The sequence below is a fragment of the Pseudomaricurvus sp. HS19 genome (assembly GCF_009857815.1).
Lineage (GTDB): Bacteria > Pseudomonadota > Gammaproteobacteria > Pseudomonadales > Cellvibrionaceae > Pseudomaricurvus.
Genome location: NZ_WVVW01000001.1, coordinates 607050 through 624130 on the forward strand (window position 1 = coordinate 607050; position 17081 = coordinate 624130).

Consider the following 17081-nt stretch of genomic DNA (forward strand, 5'->3'; position numbering starts at 1 on the left):
GTTGTTCCTGCTGCAGTGCCGTCTGCCGACCCGACAATAACAATGAGGCTGCAATGAGCTACAACACCATTGGCTATGCGGTTGAAGACCGTGTTCTCACCATCACCCTCAATCGTCCCGAGGCCATGAACGCCTTTACCGTGGAGATGTGCAACGAACTGGTGGATGCCATCAACTGCGCCAGCAACGATGACGCCGTGAGCGTGATTGTCTTTACCGGCGCCGGCAAAGCCTACTGTGCCGGTATGGACCTGAGCGTCGACGGTAATGTTTTCGGCCTGGATGAGAGCCAGAACCCGGGCTGGCAGGACCTGGAGGAGCGATTTGAGGCGCCGGAGATCGTTGACGGTGTGCGTGATACCGGGGGCCGGGTCACCCTGGCGCTGTATGACTGCAACAAGCCGGTGATTGCCGCCATCAACGGTGTGGCAGTCGGTATTGGCGCCACCATGACCCTGGCCATGGATATCCGCCTGATCTCCAGCAAAGGTCGCATGGGGTTTGTCTTCAGCAAGATTGGCATCACGCCGGAGGCCTGTTCCACCTGGTTCCTGCCGCGGTTGGTGGGAATGAGCAAGGCGCTGGAGTGGACTTACAGTGGCGAGATCCTTGATGCGCAAACCGTAAAGGAGGGTGGTCTGGTGACGGCGGTGTATGAACCGGATGAGCTTTTGCCTGCGGCTTACGCACTGGCCCGCAAGATTGCCGACAATACCTCGCCGGTGGGCGTGGCCCTGACCCGGCAGATGATGTATCGCAATTCTGCGGCGGCGCATCCGGTGGAGGCGCACAAGGTGGAGTCGCTGATGATCTTCGATATCAGCCAGAAAGATGGCCGTGAAGGAGTGCAGGCGTTTATGGAGAAGCGCAAGCCGCAGTTTACGCAGAAAGCCCCGTCCGATATGCCGGCGCTGTTTCCCTGGTGGGAGTAATCCTGCGCGGGAATGGTTGAAGCAACAATAAAAAAGGCCGCAAATGCGGCCTTTTTCAGAGGGGTCTGACAATCAGCGATTGCGGGCAGGCAGCACGCTGCGCAGTTTGTCCGCCATATCCCGGATGCTGTGTTCGGTGGTAGTCCAGTCGATACAGGCGTCGGTAACAGACACACCGTACTGCAGGTCATCCAGGTTACTGGAGATCTTCTGGTTGCCGGGGCCGATGTTACTTTCCACCATGATACCCATAATGGAGTTGTTGCCTTCCAGGATCTGGTTGGCGATGTTGTCCATTACCAGCGGCTGCAGCTCGTGGTTCTTGTTGGAGTTGGCGTGGCTGCAGTCCACCATGATGTTGGTGGAAACACCGGCCTTCTCCAGCTCCTGTTCGCACAGGGCGATGCTGACGGAGTCGTAGTTGGGCTTGCCGTTACCGCCGCGCAGCACCACGTGGGCGTATGGGTTGCCTTTGGTGTGGGTGATGGCCACCTGGCCGTCGTTGTTGATGCCGAGAAAACGGTGCGGGTTGGCAACTGACTCCAGTGCGTTGATGGCTACGGTGAGGCCACCGTCGGTACCGTTCTTGAAGCCCACAGCGGAAGAGAGGCCACTGGCCATTTCACGGTGAGTCTGGGACTCGGTGGTACGGGCGCCAATGGCGGACCAGGAGATCAGGTCCTGGATGTACTGTGGGGAGATCGGATCCAGCGCTTCGGTGGCGGTGGGCAGACCCAGCTCGGCCACATCCAGCAGCAGCTGGCGGCCAATGTGCAGGCCTTCCTCAATCTTGAAGGAGTCATCCAGGTGCGGGTCGTTGATCAGGCCTTTCCAGCCCACGGTGGTACGGGGCTTCTCGAAATAGACCCGCATCACGATAAACAGGGTATCGGCAACTTCATCTGACAGCGTCTTGAGGCGCGCCGCGTAATCCTTGGCGGCCTTCACGTCGTGAATGGAGCAGGGACCGATGACGACCATCAGGCGGTGATCCTTGCCCTCCAGAATATTGCGCACGACCTGGCGACCTTCGGTCACGGTGGTGCGTGCAATATCGCTCAGCGGCAGCTCTTTTTTCAGATTTTCGGGGGAGATCAGGATCTCCTGCGAGACGATGTTGACATCATCTACGGCGTAATCGGTCATGAAACTATCCAGCGTGGTCAATGTAAAACGGGCATTCTACTGAAATTTGGGGGCTTGTGGGAAATTATCAAGCGCCGTCTTTTAAACTAGTGTTCAGGACGCTGACGCTACAGGACACGTTGTTACAGGACGCTATCGCTACAGGCAGACCTGTAGCGATAGCGTCCTGTAAGCTGTAGCGTCAGCGTCCTGTAGCAAAGCGTCCTGTTTAATCGCACTCGGCCAGCGCCTCCACCGGCACCAGAATGGAGAGCAGGGGGAAGTAGAGCGCGGTGGTCACCGGCAGGTCACTGTCGGCGAACAGTTGCCGGTAGTTGCCCAGCTGTTCGCGGTAGCTGGCACATTCACCATCGATAAACGCCTGCAGTGACTGCCCGTTGGCTGGCTCACTGGATTTGTAGTCAATGATCCAGCGCTGTTGCCCGGCTATCGGGTCTGTGGCTATAAATGTGCGGTCAATAATCTGCTGGCGCGGGCGGCGGTGGTTGCTCCACAGGCTCAGCTCACAGGCGGAATCCTGGTGGGCATCGTCTAAAAGCCAGCGGCCGCGTTCATCGGCGAGGGTTTTACGCAGCCCCAGCTCCACCCGGTTGCAGGCGTCCTGCAGGGCGCTGCCGGCCAGGCCGAGGGAGCGCAATTGTGCCAGCCAGGCGGGTCTCTGACGGGCAATGCGCGGGTCATCCCATTGTTGCAGCCCTTCGCTAACCACTTGTGCGAGCGCCCGGTGCAACACGGTGCCGGTATGGCGGGCAGCACGGGCACGGAAGTAGTCGTCCTGTACGCGGTTTTCCTCTTCCCCGAACTCCCGGCCGCGATAGCTGGCCAGCAGGCTGCCGGGTACCAGCGCCGGGCGCTGCCACTCCGGAGCCAGACGGCGGATCAGGGGCAGCATGGGGAGCGGGGCGGCCGCAGCCTCCGGGGCTGGCGTCGTGTCATCGGCACATTCGTAGTAACGGGCCTGCTCCTCAAGCTGTGGCCAGAGGCAGTTGAGCAGGCAGCCTGCAGACGGGGCGCGGATATCGCCCTTGCTGTTGCGCTGTACGTTGGCCAGCAGGTGCAGGCGGCGGATAGGCCGGGTGCAGCCCACGTAGAGTACGCGGGTAGCTTCCAGGGACTCCTTCAGCTTCATCTCTTCCCGCAGGTAGCTGTAGAGTGGGTCGTCGTCACTGCCGGTGGCCGCCAGCGGGCTTAACAGCAGGCGTTTCTCGTGCTGGCGGTTGATGCGTTGTTGCCACAGCAGCAGCTCCTTGTCGCTGGCGCGGCCACTGCGATCCAGTCCGGGGATGATCACGGTATCGAACTCCAGCCCCTTGGATTTGTGAATGGTCATCACCTGTACCCGGGGATCTGCATCCGATGCCGGCTTGGCGTAGAGCATGGCCACCGCATCTTCAAACTTGCCCCAGTCCTCAATCTGGCCGCCCCGATCGTGGCGATCCAGCAGGGCAAAGAAGTCGCGCAGGTTGATGTGGTCGGCAGGATTGAGCAGCGTGGCGGGGCCACCGAGGGCGGTCCAGGTGCCTTCAATCCACTGTCGCAGGCGCTTGCGGCGACGGTTCTCCCAGGCCAGCTGCAGCTGTGGCAGGCTGCGCTGCAGAATCTGTTTGCCGTCGTGGCTCAGGGGCAGGTCGCGGTAGTCGCCGAGGATTTCCAGCAGGCTGCGGCTATTGCCCTGCGGCAAGCCGGCCAGCTGCAACAGGTCGCTGTTGTCGAGGCCGATGACCGGGGAGCGCAGCAGCGCCAGCCAGGCGTTGCGGTCGGCCGGGTTGAGCAGTGCACGGGTGAGGCTGAGGCCGTCGATTACCGCCATGCGGCTGCTGAGCGGGTCGATCTCGGTGGCCTGGGCGCGGATGCCGGCGGCACTCAGGGCCGGCAGGATGTCGCGCAGCTGGGGCCGGGTGCGCACCAGGATCGCCACCGTGCCCTGGGGATGGTCCTGCAGCGCCTGCTGCACCAGCTCCGCAACCTTGGCGGCTTCGGCGCTGCGATCGCTGGCGCCAGCAAACAGGTGTGCGGTGGCAGCAGGGCCGTCAAGGGGCTGTTTGAACGCGACTGACGATGCGTAGCTCACGGCTCCGCGGGAGATGTCGTCAGCACCGGGGAACGCCTGTCGGAAGGCGTCATTGACCCAGTCCACGATACCCTGCTGGGAGCGGAAGTTGACCTGCAGATCCAGCATTTCCAGTGGCACTGTGCCAATGCCGGCCTGGCGGGCGTCGAGAAAGATGCCCACATTGGCATCGCGGAAGCCGTAACAGGACTGCATGCCGTCGCCGACAATAAACAGGCTGCGGCCGTCACCGGGCTGCCAGCCGGCGGTCAACAGCTCCAGTAAGTTGAGCTGGGGCGAGGCGGTATCCTGGAACTCATCGACCAGGATGTGGCGCACCTGGTAATCCAGCAGCAGTGCCAGCTCGGTGGGATCGTCGACGCTCCCCAATGCGGTGAGGGCACCGTGGGTAATTTCACTGAAATCGGTGGCGTTGAGGGAGCGAAAGGCCATTTTCAGGTGCGCGACTACCTGCGGCATCACGCGGGTGAGGCTGTCCAGCAACCGCCACTGGTTGTGGGGGTAGTGGCAGGGCGGCAGGATGCGTACCACCCGCAGGGCCTCCAGCAGACCGGGTATGGCCTGCAGCTCGCCCAGCAGGGCACCCATCTGCTCTTTACGCGCCTTTGCCGCCGCCTTCTCTTCCTTGGCCTTGGGGGCGGGGAAGCCGATTTTAACGTTCAGCCCGCCGGGTTTGCGCCAGTCACCGTCATTGGTGAGCAAAAAGTCGGTGATGCGCTGCCAGTCGCTGAGCGCTTCCGGGGCCAGCTCCGGCAGGCCGTCGATGCCCGCCAGCTGACAGAGTGGTGACTGAGGATTGTGCTCCTGCAGGTTACTGGCGGCATAGTCAGCCAGCAGGCAGAGGTCGCTGGCCAATGGGCGCAGCAATTCAGCGGCTTGCTGCAGGCTCTCGTCTACCAGCTCCTCAAGGACGTTTTCCAGGTACTCGCGGGCATCGCGGGCCTGTAACAGCGGCTGCAGCCACTGATCCCGGCGCTCCAGCAGAGAGACCAGGAAACCACTGAGTCGCTCCAGGTTGTTATCGAGATGTTGCAGCAGCTCGCTCAGGTCCCGCTGCAGTGGCCCCGGGGTCTCCAGCCCCCGCAGGGCGCCGTCCACCGCCTGTTGATAGACCAGTGTCGGGTTGTCCAGCAACTGGCTGCTGCCGCCAAGGCCGCTGCGAATGGGATTGTGTTGGGTGAGCGAGCGGCAGAGGCCATCAATGGTCTGGATGCGCAGGCGGTTGGGGTTCTGCAGCAGCTGCCAATGCTGCTCCGCGTCGCGCTCGATCACTTTGCGGGCCAGGTCCCAGGTGAGCTGGGCGTGGGGATCCTGCGGGCGGGCGGTAGTGGCGGCCAGCTGTATGGCGTTGAAAATCCGCTCCTGCATCTCCGCGGCGGCCTTGCGGGTAAAGGTGATACAGAGCACCTCCTCCGGTTCGTTGCAGAGGGGCAGCAGGGTCAGCACCCGCTGGGTGAGCAGGCCGGTTTTACCGGATCCTGCCGGTGCCGCGACTGCAAAGGAGCGGTGCGGGTCGAGGGCGTCCCGGCGGGCCTGATAATCTACGGGCTGGTTCATGACTGGCTTCCTTCCCCGTTACCGGTCTGCTGCTGGCGCCTGTTGCCGGGTTGCTGCTGGTAATAGCCCGCCACAATCTCTTCCTGTTCGTTCCAGCGCAGTATGGGCAGCAGGTGTTCGTAGTAGCGTCCGGCCTGGGCCTGGCTGAGGTCCGGAGGAGTTTCGCCCTGCAGGAACTCTTCCGCCAGCGCCGTCAGGTGCCTACGCCAGTGATCGCGCACCGCTTCCCATTCTGCCGGCAGGCCCAGTTTGTCGCTTTGCGCCGGCGTGTTGATACCCGGGTGGGGCTGGGAGAGCTCGCCCAGACCCATAATGGCAATCTCGTTGGCGTTGATCTGCACAAACACAATGGCGGCGATATCGGCGCTGTAACAGAGGCAGTAGAGTGGCAGCTGCGGCTCCTCCGGGCGCTCGCCCCCCCACTGGCGGGGTTTGGGGCTGCCGGTCTTGTAATCGATCACCAGCAGTTCACCATTGCTGAGCTGATCCATGCGGTCCAGCCGCAGGCGCAGTGACAGGCCCGCGAACTCCACCTCCAGTAATTCTTCATTGGCCACCACGGTAAAGTCGGGCCGTTCCAGCTCCTGCAGCAGCCACTGGTCGATCAGTCGCTGCTGGCGCTGGCGCTCCAGCAGGCAGTATTGATCGCCGAATACCTCCGGTTCCCGCTGCTGGTAGCGCCGAATGATGGGTTCCAGCGCGTCGTTGATCTGTTGCTGACGTTCGCTGTCGGTAAGCGCGGCCAGTACGGCGAGGGTCTGCCATTGTGTCCACAGCCGGGAGAGGGCGTCGTGGAGTATCTGCCCGCGATCAATGGGGCTGAAGCCCCGGGCCAGCAGTGCGGGCGCGTCGGCTTGCAGGCGGTGGATAAGGAAGGCGGCCTGGGGCAGCAGCGCCTGGTTGCGGAAGATCTGGCTGCCACCGCGAATTAACGGTTTTTCCGCCGCGCTCACCGCCGGAGCACTGCCAATGTTGAGCCATTGCAAGCGCTGGCGGGTAGCCAGGGTCTGCTGGTAGGCCTGCCAGCCGTTATTGAACAGGCTATCGGCTTCAGGGAGCGCCGGCCGGGGAGTGCCGCCGGTATCCAGTGGTTGCAGTAAGGGGCTGGGGTGCTGTGGCCGATCTTCATCAAAGCGGGCATAGCTGATCACCCACTGGCCGGTACCGTGGCGATAGTTATCGAGAATGGCGCGGGCGTAGTGCAGCTCGCGGTCCGCGTCGGCGTGGGGCATGTGGTAGTGGCGCTGCAGCGGCAGGGGCAGCAACGGGTTGGGTGTGGGCGCCGGCGGCCACTGGTTCTGGCTCAGGCCCAGCATCCAGACGTGACTGAAATTCAGGCCGGCACCCTCGAGGATACCAAGCACCTGGATCGGGGTTTCCGGTGTTTGTGCCTGGTAGTGGGTCTGTCCCACCAGCTGATTAAGCAGCTCCAGTGCCCGGCTGCAGCTCACCGGCTGTTGCAGGGCGTCCAGCTGGCAGTAGCTATCCAGCAATTGCAGCCATTGGCTCATCTGCTGGTACTCGTTACTGTCCGGGCGGCGTTGTCCGGGCCAGCCCAGCAGGTGCAGCTGCTGGCGGAACAGGTCGAGCCAGACGGAGGGCAGGTGCTCGCGGCCAAACTGGCGCCGCAAGGACTCAAAGTCCTGCAGAGCCTGATCCAGTGCCTGCCACTGTGGCAGGGCGGATAACAGGGGCTCGTCGGCCTCTTCGGTAATACTGGTCTTGTGCACCCACTGGCGCAGCTTACCAATCCTCAGGGAGTTACGCTGATGACGCTGCAGGCGTTGCAGCAGGGGCAGGCTCAGGCTCAGCTGTTCACCGGCGAGCCAGAAGGGGGAGCTGAGCAGTTGCTGCAGCTGCGGTGTCTCCATCTCCTGGTGGTTCAGGCGCAGTAGTGCCAGGGCGTCGTTAATGAGGGCGGTATCCCCCAACGGTATGCCAGCAGAAAAGTTAAAGGGCAGGGTGTAACGGGGTGTCTCCGGCAGGGCGTAGTGAGGCTCCAGCACTTCGCTGAAGATACGCTCGGCACTGCTGCGGATCTGGCCCAGGTTCGGTGCAATGACGCCGATAGTAGCGTCGGGATCCTGTAACAGGATCTGTTCGCACCACAGTGCTGCAGCCCGTAGTTCGTCGTCGCTGCTGGCGTAAGGGGCAACGGCGACACACTGTGGCTGGCGCTGCGGATCGTTGGCGGGCAGTTCGGTGACGGTGGTGGCTGCGGCACGGAACAGTGCCCGCTGCAACGGTGTCACATCGTCAAAGCCCAACAGGATCAATTCTTCTGTGGGTGGTTTGCCGGCGCTGCCCCAGTGTTGCAGCAATTGCGTCTGTACATCCTCGCGGGTACACAGCTGCCGCTGTTGCAGTGCCTCGTGAAAACTGTGGGCCCACTGGGCAAATGGGGAGTCGTACTGCCACTGGCGCTCATCACAGAGCGACTGCAGTTGCAGGGGATCGATCTGCCAGCGCTGCAAAGTCTGCCAGGCATTGTGGGCATCATTGGCCAGCTTCAATGGATTAACCAGTTCGGCTCCCTCTGGCGAAGCCTGGATAATATTCAGCCACAGTTGTTGGGCGGCGAAGGTGGTGAGCAGGGCAAAGGGTGCCGGCAGAGCGGCACTGTCCAGCAGCTTTTGATAATGCTCGCTCAGCCATTCATCGACACTGAAAACCTGTGGCCCCTGCCAGCTGCTGCAATCGCTGCTCTGCTGCTGGTGCCAGGCAGTCAGCAATTTGTTGCGCAGGCGACTGTTGGGTGTAAGGATGCACGCGCCGCGGGCAATGGCGGGCAGCAGCGGCTGAATATTGAACAGGGTGCGGGACATGCGAGCATCGGGTCCGGGTTGGAAAACTGGATCATGGTCTCACAGGCGGACCGGGCAGACTACCGGATGCCTGTCACTGATTGTCAGTGGCGTCGTTCTCTCTGGCGGCCACAAACTCGCTGATGGTGTTGAGGTAGCAGGGGTCTTCATTCTGGAACAGGGCTTTGCCACCCAGTGTGTAAGCCTGTTGCAGGTGGTTACGCGACGGCAGGCGCTCGCCGAGGTGGTAGAGGCATTGGCCCAGGCGCAGCTGGATAAACGGGTTGCCGCGGCAATCGGGGCAGTGATCGGCGGAACGCAGCGCTTCGCTGCCTGGGGTATACTGGCGCAGGCGGAAGTAGGTGTCCCCGATGCCCACCAGCACCCAGCCGGCTTCGGCGTAATGGGTCTGGGGTTTGGGCAGCAATACCCAGGCTTGGTAGAATAGTCGCAGGGCTTTACGAAACTCTCCCTGGTCGTAATGGCTGTAAGCGTCGGCACAAAGCGCTTTGACTTTGTTGGTGGTTTCGGTCGCCAGATGAGGCATGGGCGGGCTCGACTCCGTTAAGTATTGATGACAGCTTGCCAGAAACCGCACAAATATAACGATCTTGACTGGCAAACTCAAAACCATTTACAGGATTCTGCTACATGGTAATCACTCCCGAACTGGTGGGACTCGTATTCATTTCCGTTGCTTTGATCATCGCCGTCGCGTTGTTGTTCCTGCAGCTCGGAAAAACCCGTCAAGCGCGACGGGATGCGGACCAGGCCTTGCAACAGCTGCAACAGACCGGACAGCAGTTGTCACTGGCGCAGCAACAGCAGCAGCACCTGCAGACCGGCACCGATCGCTTACAAAGTGAGCTGGCGGAGGCCAATGCCCGCTGGCAGGCAGAACACCAGCAGCTGATGCAGGCGACGCAACAGATCGCCGGACTGCAGGCCTCGCAGGAAGAGTTCAATCGCCTGCGCACGCAACTGAATGAGCGCGAAGTGGCGTTGCGGGAACTTACCGCGGAACACCGCTCGTCGCTGGCCAAAATGGATGCCGAAAAGAGGGCGCTGGAAGAGAAGCTGGCGCTGCTGAAAGACGCCAAGGAACAGCTGAACAGTGAGTTCCGCCTGTTGGCGCAGCGCATCTTCGAAGAGAAACAGCAGAGTTTTAACCAGCAGAGCCAACAGGTATTAAAAGCCAGTGTTGATCCCTTGCGGGAACAGATCGACTCTTTCCGCAAAAAAGTGGAAGACGCCTACGACAAGGAGAACGCCGAGCGCAACAAGCTGGTGGGGCACATTCTGGAATTGCAGAAGCAAACCAGCCAGATTGGTCAGGATGCGGTCAATCTCACCAAAGCTCTGAAGGGGGATAACAAGGCCCAGGGTAATTGGGGTGAAGTGATCCTGGAGCGACTGCTGGAACAGTCCGGTCTGCAAAAGGGTGTCGAGTACGATATCCAGGTAGCGCTGCAGGATGAGGACGGCCGTCGTCGCAACCCGGATGTGATTGTGCGCCTGCCGGAAGGCAAGGACATCGTGATCGACTCAAAAGTATCGCTGCTGCATTACGAACAGGCCTGCGCTGCCGAGGATGAAACGGAGCGCCGCCAGGCACTGAAACTGCACGTTAATTCCGTGCGTACCCATATACAGCAACTGAGTGGCAAGTCCTACGACAAGCTGGAAGGGCTGCGAAGCCTGGATTTTGTTTTTCTGTTTATCCCTGTGGAAGCGGCCTTTATGGCAGCGATGCAGGAGGAGCCGGGCCTGTTTCAGGAAGCCTACAGCAAACACATTGTGGTGGTCAGTCCCACCACGCTGATGGCGACGCTGCGCACGGTGGAAAATATCTGGCGTTACGAAAAGCAGAACCGCAACGCCGAGGAGATCGCCCGTCAGGCCGGCGGCCTGTACGACCAGTTCGCGCTGTTGCTGGAAGCCTTTGAAGATATTGGCAAGCAGCTGGGTAAGGCGCAGGAGGCGTTTGAGCTCACCCGTAAACGCTGGAGCACCGGGCGGGGGAATCTCATGCGCCGGGTGGAAACACTCCGCCAGTTGGGTGCCAAAACCAAAAAGCAGCTGCCAGTCAGTGACGATATGCTGCCGGACCTGAACGATTCCTCATCCGACAGGGATGACGCTGACAGCGATATAGCGGCGGACGAAACACTCTGATGCTGGCCACACTGCAGTTTTCCCTGTCGGTCACCTTGCCGATCTTTGGCTGGCTGGTGCTGGGATTGCTGTTGCGACAGCTGCGCCTGATCAACACCCTCTGGACCAGCCGCATGTCGTCGCTGGTCTTTTATGTGAGCCTGCCGCTGCTGATGTTCAGCAGCGTGGTGCGTTTTCCCATCAGCGATATCCTGCAGCCGGCAGTGGTGTCGGTAACGGTAGCGGTGACGCTGCTGATATGGCTGCTGGCGCGGCAACTCAATCGCTACCGCAAGGTGGAAGGGCGGCAGGCTGCCGTTATCGAGCAGGCCGCCTTTCGCGGCAACCTGGGCATTGTGGGGATCTCACTCTGCCTTAACGCCTATGGCAGCGAACTGCTGGCACAGGTGTCGCTGCTGATGGCGGTGCTGACACTGGTCTACAACCTGTTAAGTGTGTATGTATTCGTTGCCGCCAATGCCAGCGGCAAGGTGTCGGTAGGGCAACTGCTCAGTCGTATCCTCAGCAACCCGCTGATCCTCGGTTTGCTGGCCGGGGGGCTGGTGGCGCTGGCGACGACACTCTTCCCGGCGCTGCAAATGCCGCAGTGGTGGTTTGTGGTGACGGATTACTGGATCCAGTGGACCTTGCCGCTGGCGTTGATCGCCATTGGCGCCAGTCTTGGATTTGGTACCATGCGGCGCCACTGGCAGGTGTTGTCGGAGGTGGCCGGCTTCAAGCTGTTACTGATGCCACTGCTCTCGGTCGTCACTTTACTGGCGCTCGGCTGGCGTGGAGAAACGATTGGCATGGTGTTCCTGCTCTGTGCCAGCCCCACCGCGGCGGTGAGCTATGTAATGGCCAAGGCCTATGGTGGCGATGCCGAGCTTGCTGCCAACCTGGTGGCCGTGATTACCCTGGTCTCGCTACCCTGTATCAGCCTGGGTGTATTTATTCTGAAGTTCTGGAGTCTGATGTAAGTTATGCAAGCGCTTTTCACCAACCCGCTGTTCTGGCTCGTTATCGGCGCCGTCATTGTTGTGGCCCTGTCCGGCGTTGCCGCCTGGTACCTGCTGGCGCTGCGCCGCCTGCGTCAACGCCAGGCCGGGCAGATGGAGATCCTGCGGGCTGAGCGGGACCAGCAGCGTCAGCGGCTCAACAACAGTATCCAGGTGTTGGCGCAGGGGTTGCTTGAAGAGCAGCTTACGCTGACGGAAGGGGCCATACGGATTCGCGTGTTGCTGGACAGCCTCAATATCAGTGATGACGAGCGTGAGAGTTATCGGGCGTTTTATCTGTTGGCCACCGCCACTGATCACATCCCGATCCTGGAGCAGTGGAAGGCACTGAGCACGAAAAAGAAACTGGAGTTAACCCGCCAGCGGGAAAAACTGGAATCCGATCACCGCGAGTTCGTGCTGGACGCGGCGAAACGGATTCTGGGCCAGCAGTTCTGACGGATAGCGCAGAGGTCTGGCTCAGTCCTGGCGACGCTGCAGCAGGACGCCGCTCTCCATGTGATGGGTGTAGGGAAACTGGTCGAACAGGGCGCAACGGCTGATGCTGTGCGTGGTGGTCAGCACCTGCAGGTTGTTTACCAGTGTCTCCGGGTTACAGGAGATATAAAGGATGGTGTCGAACTGCTGGATGATCTGGCAGGTGTGATCATCGAGACCGGCCCGGGGCGGATCCACAAACACGGTGGAGAAGTTGTAGTCGCTTAACTCAATGCCTCGCAGGCGGCGGAACTCCCGCTCCCCGTCCATGGCCTGGGAGAACTCCTCGCTGGACATGCGCACTACCTGCACATTGTCGATGCTGTTCATCTGCAGGTTGTAATTGGCACTGTTCACTGACGTCTTGGAGATCTCGGTGGCCAGCACCTTGTCAAAACAGCGGGAGAGGGGCAGGGTGAAGTTGCCGTTACCGCAGTAAAGCTCCAGCAGGTCGCCGCTGCTGTCACGTACCGCTTGCTGGGCCCAGCCGAGCATCTTTTCGCACACCCTGCCGTTGGGTTGGGTAAAACCGGTTTCTACCTGCTGGTAGCGGTAACCATCGCCGTTGACCTGCAGCTCCTCAATCACAAAGTCTTCCCCAATGACCCGCTTCTGGCCACGGCTGCGGCCGATGACACTGACCTGGAGCGATTCCGCCAGTGTCCGGGCCTCAGCTTCCCAGTTCTCCTGCAGGGCGCGATGATAGATCAGGGTGACTACAGCCTGGCCGCTGAGGGTGGTCAGGAATTCCACCTGAAACAGACGCTTTGAGAGCTCGGTACTGGCGTTAACGCCGTCCAGCAGCTGTGGCATCAGGCGGTTGATGAGCTCGCTGCCAACGGGAAAGGTCTCGATTACAAACGGCTTTTTATACTCCCCGGGCTGGTACATGGCGTAGTGGGCACGCCCGTCCTCGTGCCAGATCTTGAATTCGGCGCGCTGGCGGTAGTGGCTTACCGGCGAATCAAACACCTCAAGTTCGGGGGCGCCAAAGGGGGCAAATTGTGCCTGCAGGCGCTCGCGCTTCTCCTGCAGCTGGTTGGCGTAGTTGTCCGGGAATACCTGATGGATGCTCATGACCGGGGGCCTGTCGGGAAAAAGGCGCAATTATAGGCGTCGCTGGCGGGCGGTGCCAGTTGGCAGGCGGATTCCGGAGTCGTGCGGGGCAAGTGTGCAAGGAGGTAGCCCGGCGGGGGCGCGGGGGCCGGATCTTGTGAAAGCCTTCATGACGAGGTTGCTGGAGGAGACGCGGTAAGGGCGGTTACGCACAGGGCAGGGTGATCACAAAGCGGGTGCCCCGGCCCGGTTCGGATTCCACCTCAATGGTGCCATCGTGGTGTTCGGTGACGATAAAGTAGGTCACCGACAGCCCCAGGCCGGTACCCTGGCCCACCTCCTTGGTGGTAAAGAATGGCTCGAAGATATGCCGTTTAACGCTGTCGGGCATGCCGGGGCCGTTGTCGCCTATCTCAATACGGACTGCGCCGGGAACCGCCCGGGTGCGCAGGGTCAGGGTCGGTGCGGCCTGTTGTTCACTGGCTGGCGCAGTGAAGGCCTGGCTGGCATTGCGCAAAAGGTTGAGTATCACCTGCTGCATCTCGGCGGCTGAACACCTGACTTTCGGCGCCTGCGGGTCGTAATCCCTGACAATCTTCAATGTCTGTGAACCGTCGGCGGTCTTCAGGTCGAATGAATTCTTTGCCAGCTCCAGGCTGTGCTCCACCAGGTCAGCCACATCGGTCAGCTGGTGACTGCGGTGGTTGCTGCGGGAAAACTCCAGCATGTTGGTCACGATGCGCGCAGAGCGATCACCCGCCTCGCGGATGGCCTCCAGGAAAGAGTAGATGCCGCGGGCCTCCAGATAACGCTCCACATCCTTGACCGAAATACCCAGCTCCTCAGCAGTGGTGCGGTTGCGTGGCAGGTCTTCACTGGTGCGGCGGTAGATGTTCTGCACACCGTGCACGATGGCGCTGAGTGGGTTATTGATTTCGTGGGCGATGCCGGCGGCCAGCTCACCGAGGGACATCATCTTCTCGTTCTGGATCATCATGTTTTCAATGCGTACCCGCATGGTGACATCGTCGATACGAATCACCGCGCCGGTAATCTCCGCCGACAGCAGCGGGTAGATGGTGACGTCGCAATGCTGCGCGTGGCTGCCACTGCCCAGCTGGATGTTCTCCTGGGTTTGGGGCACACCACTGTCGATGGCCTCTGTCACCATGTCATTGCTGACCGGAATATCCCCGTACACCTCAAACAGCGGACGACCGAGGGCATCCTTGGGCGAGACCCCGGTCACTTGTGCGGCAGCGGTGTTCCAGTGGGTGATATTGCCCTGGCGGGTGACGCCGATCAGCACAGACGGCATAGAGTTGAGGATGCTGTTGAGATAATCCTGGGTTTCCCGCAGCAGCTCTTCGGTAATTTCGTGGCGGGCGATCTCTTCGTAGAGCTGGTTGTTAATCGTGCGCAGGCGGTTGGTGCGCTCTACCACACGCTGTTCCAGACTCTTCTGAGCGGTCTTGAGGTGTTCTTTCTTGAGCTTCTGCCGTTCCCGGCTGAGGTACATGCCGTAGAGAATCAGGCTCTGCAGGATAATCACCGGCCACAGCAATAACGCCTGCACCTGGGTGTTGTTAAGCCATTGCAGTCCGCTTGATTCTGCAGCCGTCGCTGCCAATGGCAGGCAGCTGGCAAGCAGCAGCAGAGCAGGGCGGGTGACGGGAGAATGGCGCATGCATAGATTCTGGCAAAGTGGCAGTTGCAGGCCCATCAGCGGGCACTGGCTGGAAATGCTACACGATGCCGGGAGGCTTGCATAACCAGCCAGTAAGTGACTGATTTTCAGCCAAAAAATGTAATCGAGAGTTTCCTGGTGTGAGCAGGAGAAAGTGTTTGACAGGGCCCCTGATTTCGGTAGAATGCGCCTCTCTTGCAAAGCGGGGTGGATAGCTCAGCTGGGAGAGCATCGCCCTTACAAGGCGAGGGTCGGGGGTTCGATCCCCTCTCCACCCACCATTTTGCAAGTATCGCGGACCGGTAGTTCAGTTGGTTAGAATACCGGCCTGTCACGCCGGGGGTCGCGGGTTCGAGTCCCGTCCGGTCCGCCAAAATTTAAAAAGCTGCCCTAAACCGGCAGCTTTTTTTATGCCTCGAAAAACCTCCCTCCTCAACACCTGACTGCTTACCTGTTGCCAGAGCGTTTGCGCAGGCAGTCTGATCTTGGATGCAAGTTACGGTGTGCAAAGCACGCAACTCTCTGCCGAGCTGTGGCAGCTTAAGGTATGTGAGCGTGGTAACCGCCTGCTAGCCGTTGGATAGTTGCATTCGGTGCCAAAAGTGGCCTATCAAGGTGACATCGTTCAGTGTGGCTGCAAAGCTGTGTCTATACTCTTCGAAAACGGAGAAAGCAGATGCTGAAAAAAGCACTTGCGGTAGCGGCAGGGAGTTTGCTTACCGCAGGAACCCTGGGGGCCGCAGAGCTGTACGGAAACCTCAGAGGCATTCCCCCCAACACCCAGATGTCAGTCAAATGCGGGCAGGCATCATTCAAGCCCTCCATTGATAAGAACGGCAATTATCGTGTTGCCGGTATTCCGCCCAATTCAACCTGCACCCTGGAGCTGGTGAACGCCGGCGCAAAATCCTCCCAGGTGTGGGTGCCGGTCAAATCCGGGCAGGTGGCCTTTAATGCCAGTATCCGCATAGCGGGCAGTAAAATACTGGTGCTCAAAGAGTAGGGACAGGCGATGAATGACAAAGGGAAGGATTCCAATGTCGATTGGTTTGACCGGCTTTCCAAACTGACCATACCTGTAGCCGGTGCTCTACTGGTTGCCCTGGCAGCCTTCTTCGGGGATCAGTATCTGGGCGAGTTCTCCAGTCGCCAGGAAAATGCCCGGCTGATTACCCAGCTGCAAATACAGCGGGAGCAGGCGGAGATCGACCTGCGCAAAGATGTCTTCAACCAGGCGCTGGCGGCGTTGCTGGTGGAGGAGGGGCCGGAAGGACCCAACATCTCCAAACGCATGCTCAAGCTGGAACTGCTGGCACACAATTTTGGCGACTCACTGAATCTGGCTCCAATCTTCTCGGAATTTAATCGCGACCTGGACCTGCTGGAGGTGGGGCCCAACAGCCTGCACGAAAGTTTACGGGTGGCGGACGCGCGCGAGCGCCTGCGCCGGCTGGCGCGCCGCCTCACCAGCAAACAGCTCTCGGATCTGGCACAGCATGGCGCGGAGTTTGATGTCATTATTCCGCTGCCCACCGGGGAGGATGCGGAGTTCACCCAGTACAACTGGCCGGAACAACTGGTATGCGATCGGGTCGGCAACCCGGCGGATTACGCTGACGATACGGTTGTGGAAGGTTGGGACTGCCTGAATTACGTGCGCAATCGTCGTAGCTACCAGAAACTGCCTGCGGTGTTCGAGGAGTACTTCGATAGGGAGTTGCGCTCAGTGGCGTTAAGACAGCACGCTGGCTCTTACTATTTTCTGTCTGTTACTGTCGATGACCTGAAACTGGATGATCAGTCTGTGCGAGTGTCCTTTGCCATTTGCGCGGACGCTAACGCCGACACGGCTATCGAACATTGCAACACCAAAGCGCAAAAACGCAGCTTCCGGCTCGACACCTTTAACTTCCCCAAGATCGATAACACCCGCCTGGGAGACAGTCAGCGCTTTGCTATCGTGCTCGATAATATCGACAGCAAGAAAGACAGTCTCAATCCCAACCTGTTTCTGTCCGCCGTGGTTTTCCCGTCGGAGCGGGCCAGCCTGCGTGAGCCACCGAGCATGGAAGAGGCGGTTACGCTGCTGCATTCGGTACTGAAGTCACAGGAGGTCAAGGCAGACGATGATTAGTGCTATCCGAATTATCCGTTGCCCGGGTTGGGCACCATTGTTGT

The 17081-nt window shown here is 60.2% G+C and carries 12 protein-coding genes and 2 tRNA genes; 8 read left to right on the top strand and 6 right to left on the bottom strand.

What is annotated here, in order from left to right:
* Nucleotides 1–53: 53 nt before the first annotated feature.
* Entirely contained in the window at nt 54–932 is an 879-nt protein-coding gene (locus GSF27_RS02605) for a crotonase/enoyl-CoA hydratase family protein (RefSeq protein ID WP_160965425.1), read from the top strand.
* 72 nt (nt 933–1004) lie between these two features.
* On the opposite strand, the gene GSF27_RS02610 is transcribed toward GSF27_RS02605, so the two are convergent.
* From GSF27_RS02610 to GSF27_RS02625, 4 genes are all read right to left on the bottom strand, one after another.
* Nucleotides 1005–2078: a 3-deoxy-7-phosphoheptulonate synthase gene (locus GSF27_RS02610; protein ID WP_160965427.1), complete on the bottom strand. Its 1074-nt coding sequence runs from the start codon at nt 2076–2078 to the stop codon at nt 1005–1007.
* A 208-nt stretch (nt 2079–2286) separates the two neighbouring features.
* Nucleotides 2287–5706: an exodeoxyribonuclease V subunit beta gene (locus GSF27_RS02615; RefSeq protein ID WP_160965429.1), complete on the bottom strand. Its 3420-nt coding sequence runs from the start codon at nt 5704–5706 to the stop codon at nt 2287–2289.
* Nucleotides 5703–8531 (bottom strand): PD-(D/E)XK nuclease family protein, encoded by a 2829-nt coding sequence (locus GSF27_RS02620; protein WP_160965431.1) that lies wholly within the window; start codon nt 8529–8531, stop codon nt 5703–5705. Before GSF27_RS02620 ends, GSF27_RS02615 begins: the two co-directional genes overlap by 4 nt.
* A 73-nt stretch (nt 8532–8604) precedes the next feature.
* Nucleotides 8605–9057 carry a tetratricopeptide repeat protein gene (locus GSF27_RS02625; protein ID WP_160965433.1) on the bottom strand — a complete coding sequence of 151 codons (453 nt, stop codon included), beginning with the start codon at nt 9055–9057 and terminating at the stop codon, nt 8605–8607.
* A gap of 104 nt (nt 9058–9161) precedes the next feature.
* Here GSF27_RS02625 and rmuC point away from each other — a divergent pair, with 104 nt between their 5' ends.
* From rmuC to GSF27_RS02640, 3 genes are read left to right on the top strand one after another with little or no spacing between them, the layout of a single operon-like run.
* Nucleotides 9162–10685 carry a DNA recombination protein RmuC gene (gene rmuC / locus GSF27_RS02630; RefSeq protein ID WP_237457336.1) on the top strand — a complete coding sequence of 508 codons (1524 nt, stop codon included), beginning with the start codon at nt 9162–9164 and terminating at the stop codon, nt 10683–10685.
* On the top strand, nt 10685–11644 hold the full coding sequence (locus GSF27_RS02635) for an AEC family transporter (RefSeq protein ID WP_160965435.1): 960 nt from the start codon (nt 10685–10687) through the stop codon (nt 11642–11644). Before rmuC ends, GSF27_RS02635 begins: the two co-directional genes overlap by 1 nt.
* 3 nt (nt 11645–11647) lie before the next feature.
* The gene (locus tag GSF27_RS02640; RefSeq protein ID WP_160965437.1) at nt 11648–12121 is read left to right on the top strand and encodes a DUF2489 domain-containing protein; all 474 of its coding nucleotides are present in this window, start codon (nt 11648–11650) and stop codon (nt 12119–12121) included.
* Nucleotides 12122–12142: 21 nt separating this feature from the next.
* Here GSF27_RS02640 and trmA read toward each other — a convergent pair whose 3' ends face one another.
* Both trmA and GSF27_RS02650 read right to left on the bottom strand, forming a co-directional pair.
* Entirely contained in the window at nt 12143–13237 is a 1095-nt protein-coding gene (gene trmA, locus GSF27_RS02645) for a tRNA (uridine(54)-C5)-methyltransferase TrmA (RefSeq protein WP_160965439.1), read from the bottom strand.
* A gap of 184 nt (nt 13238–13421) precedes the next feature.
* Nucleotides 13422–14903 (bottom strand): nitrogen regulation protein NR(II), encoded by a 1482-nt coding sequence (locus GSF27_RS02650; protein WP_160965441.1) that lies wholly within the window; start codon nt 14901–14903, stop codon nt 13422–13424.
* Between the two features lie 205 nt (nt 14904–15108).
* Here GSF27_RS02650 and GSF27_RS02655 point away from each other — a divergent pair.
* The 4 genes from GSF27_RS02655 to GSF27_RS02670 all read left to right on the top strand — a co-directional run bounded on the left by GSF27_RS02655 (nt 15109) and on the right by GSF27_RS02670 (nt 17037).
* Nucleotides 15109–15184: transfer RNA gene (locus GSF27_RS02655), tRNA-Val, on the top strand.
* Between the two features lie 15 nt (nt 15185–15199).
* Nucleotides 15200–15276 (top strand) — tRNA-Asp (locus tag GSF27_RS02660).
* A 255-nt stretch (nt 15277–15531) separates the two neighbouring features.
* On the top strand, nt 15532–15906 hold the full coding sequence (locus GSF27_RS02665; RefSeq protein ID WP_160965443.1) for a hypothetical protein: 375 nt from the start codon (nt 15532–15534) through the stop codon (nt 15904–15906).
* A gap of 9 nt (nt 15907–15915) precedes the next feature.
* Entirely contained in the window at nt 15916–17037 is a 1122-nt protein-coding gene (locus GSF27_RS02670; RefSeq protein WP_160965445.1) for a hypothetical protein, read from the top strand.
* Nucleotides 17038–17081: the final 44 nt, after the last annotated feature.

Coding starts and splice junctions, on each gene's coding strand:
- GSF27_RS02605 (WP_160965425.1), top strand. CDS start 54: ATGAGCTACAACACCATTGGCTATGCGGTTGAAGACCGTGTTCTCACC.
- GSF27_RS02610 (WP_160965427.1), bottom strand. CDS start 2,078: ATGACCGATTACGCCGTAGATGATGTCAACATCGTCTCGCAGGAGATC.
- GSF27_RS02615 (WP_160965429.1), bottom strand. CDS start 5,706: ATGAACCAGCCCGTAGATTATCAGGCCCGCCGGGACGCCCTCGACCCG.
- GSF27_RS02620 (WP_160965431.1), bottom strand. CDS start 8,531: ATGTCCCGCACCCTGTTCAATATTCAGCCGCTGCTGCCCGCCATTGCC.
- GSF27_RS02625 (WP_160965433.1), bottom strand. CDS start 9,057: ATGCCTCATCTGGCGACCGAAACCACCAACAAAGTCAAAGCGCTTTGT.
- rmuC (WP_237457336.1), top strand. CDS start 9,162: ATGGTAATCACTCCCGAACTGGTGGGACTCGTATTCATTTCCGTTGCT.
- GSF27_RS02635 (WP_160965435.1), top strand. CDS start 10,685: ATGCTGGCCACACTGCAGTTTTCCCTGTCGGTCACCTTGCCGATCTTT.
- GSF27_RS02640 (WP_160965437.1), top strand. CDS start 11,648: ATGCAAGCGCTTTTCACCAACCCGCTGTTCTGGCTCGTTATCGGCGCC.
- trmA (WP_160965439.1), bottom strand. CDS start 13,237: ATGAGCATCCATCAGGTATTCCCGGACAACTACGCCAACCAGCTGCAG.
- GSF27_RS02650 (WP_160965441.1), bottom strand. CDS start 14,903: ATGCGCCATTCTCCCGTCACCCGCCCTGCTCTGCTGCTGCTTGCCAGC.
- GSF27_RS02670 (WP_160965445.1), top strand. CDS start 15,916: ATGAATGACAAAGGGAAGGATTCCAATGTCGATTGGTTTGACCGGCTT.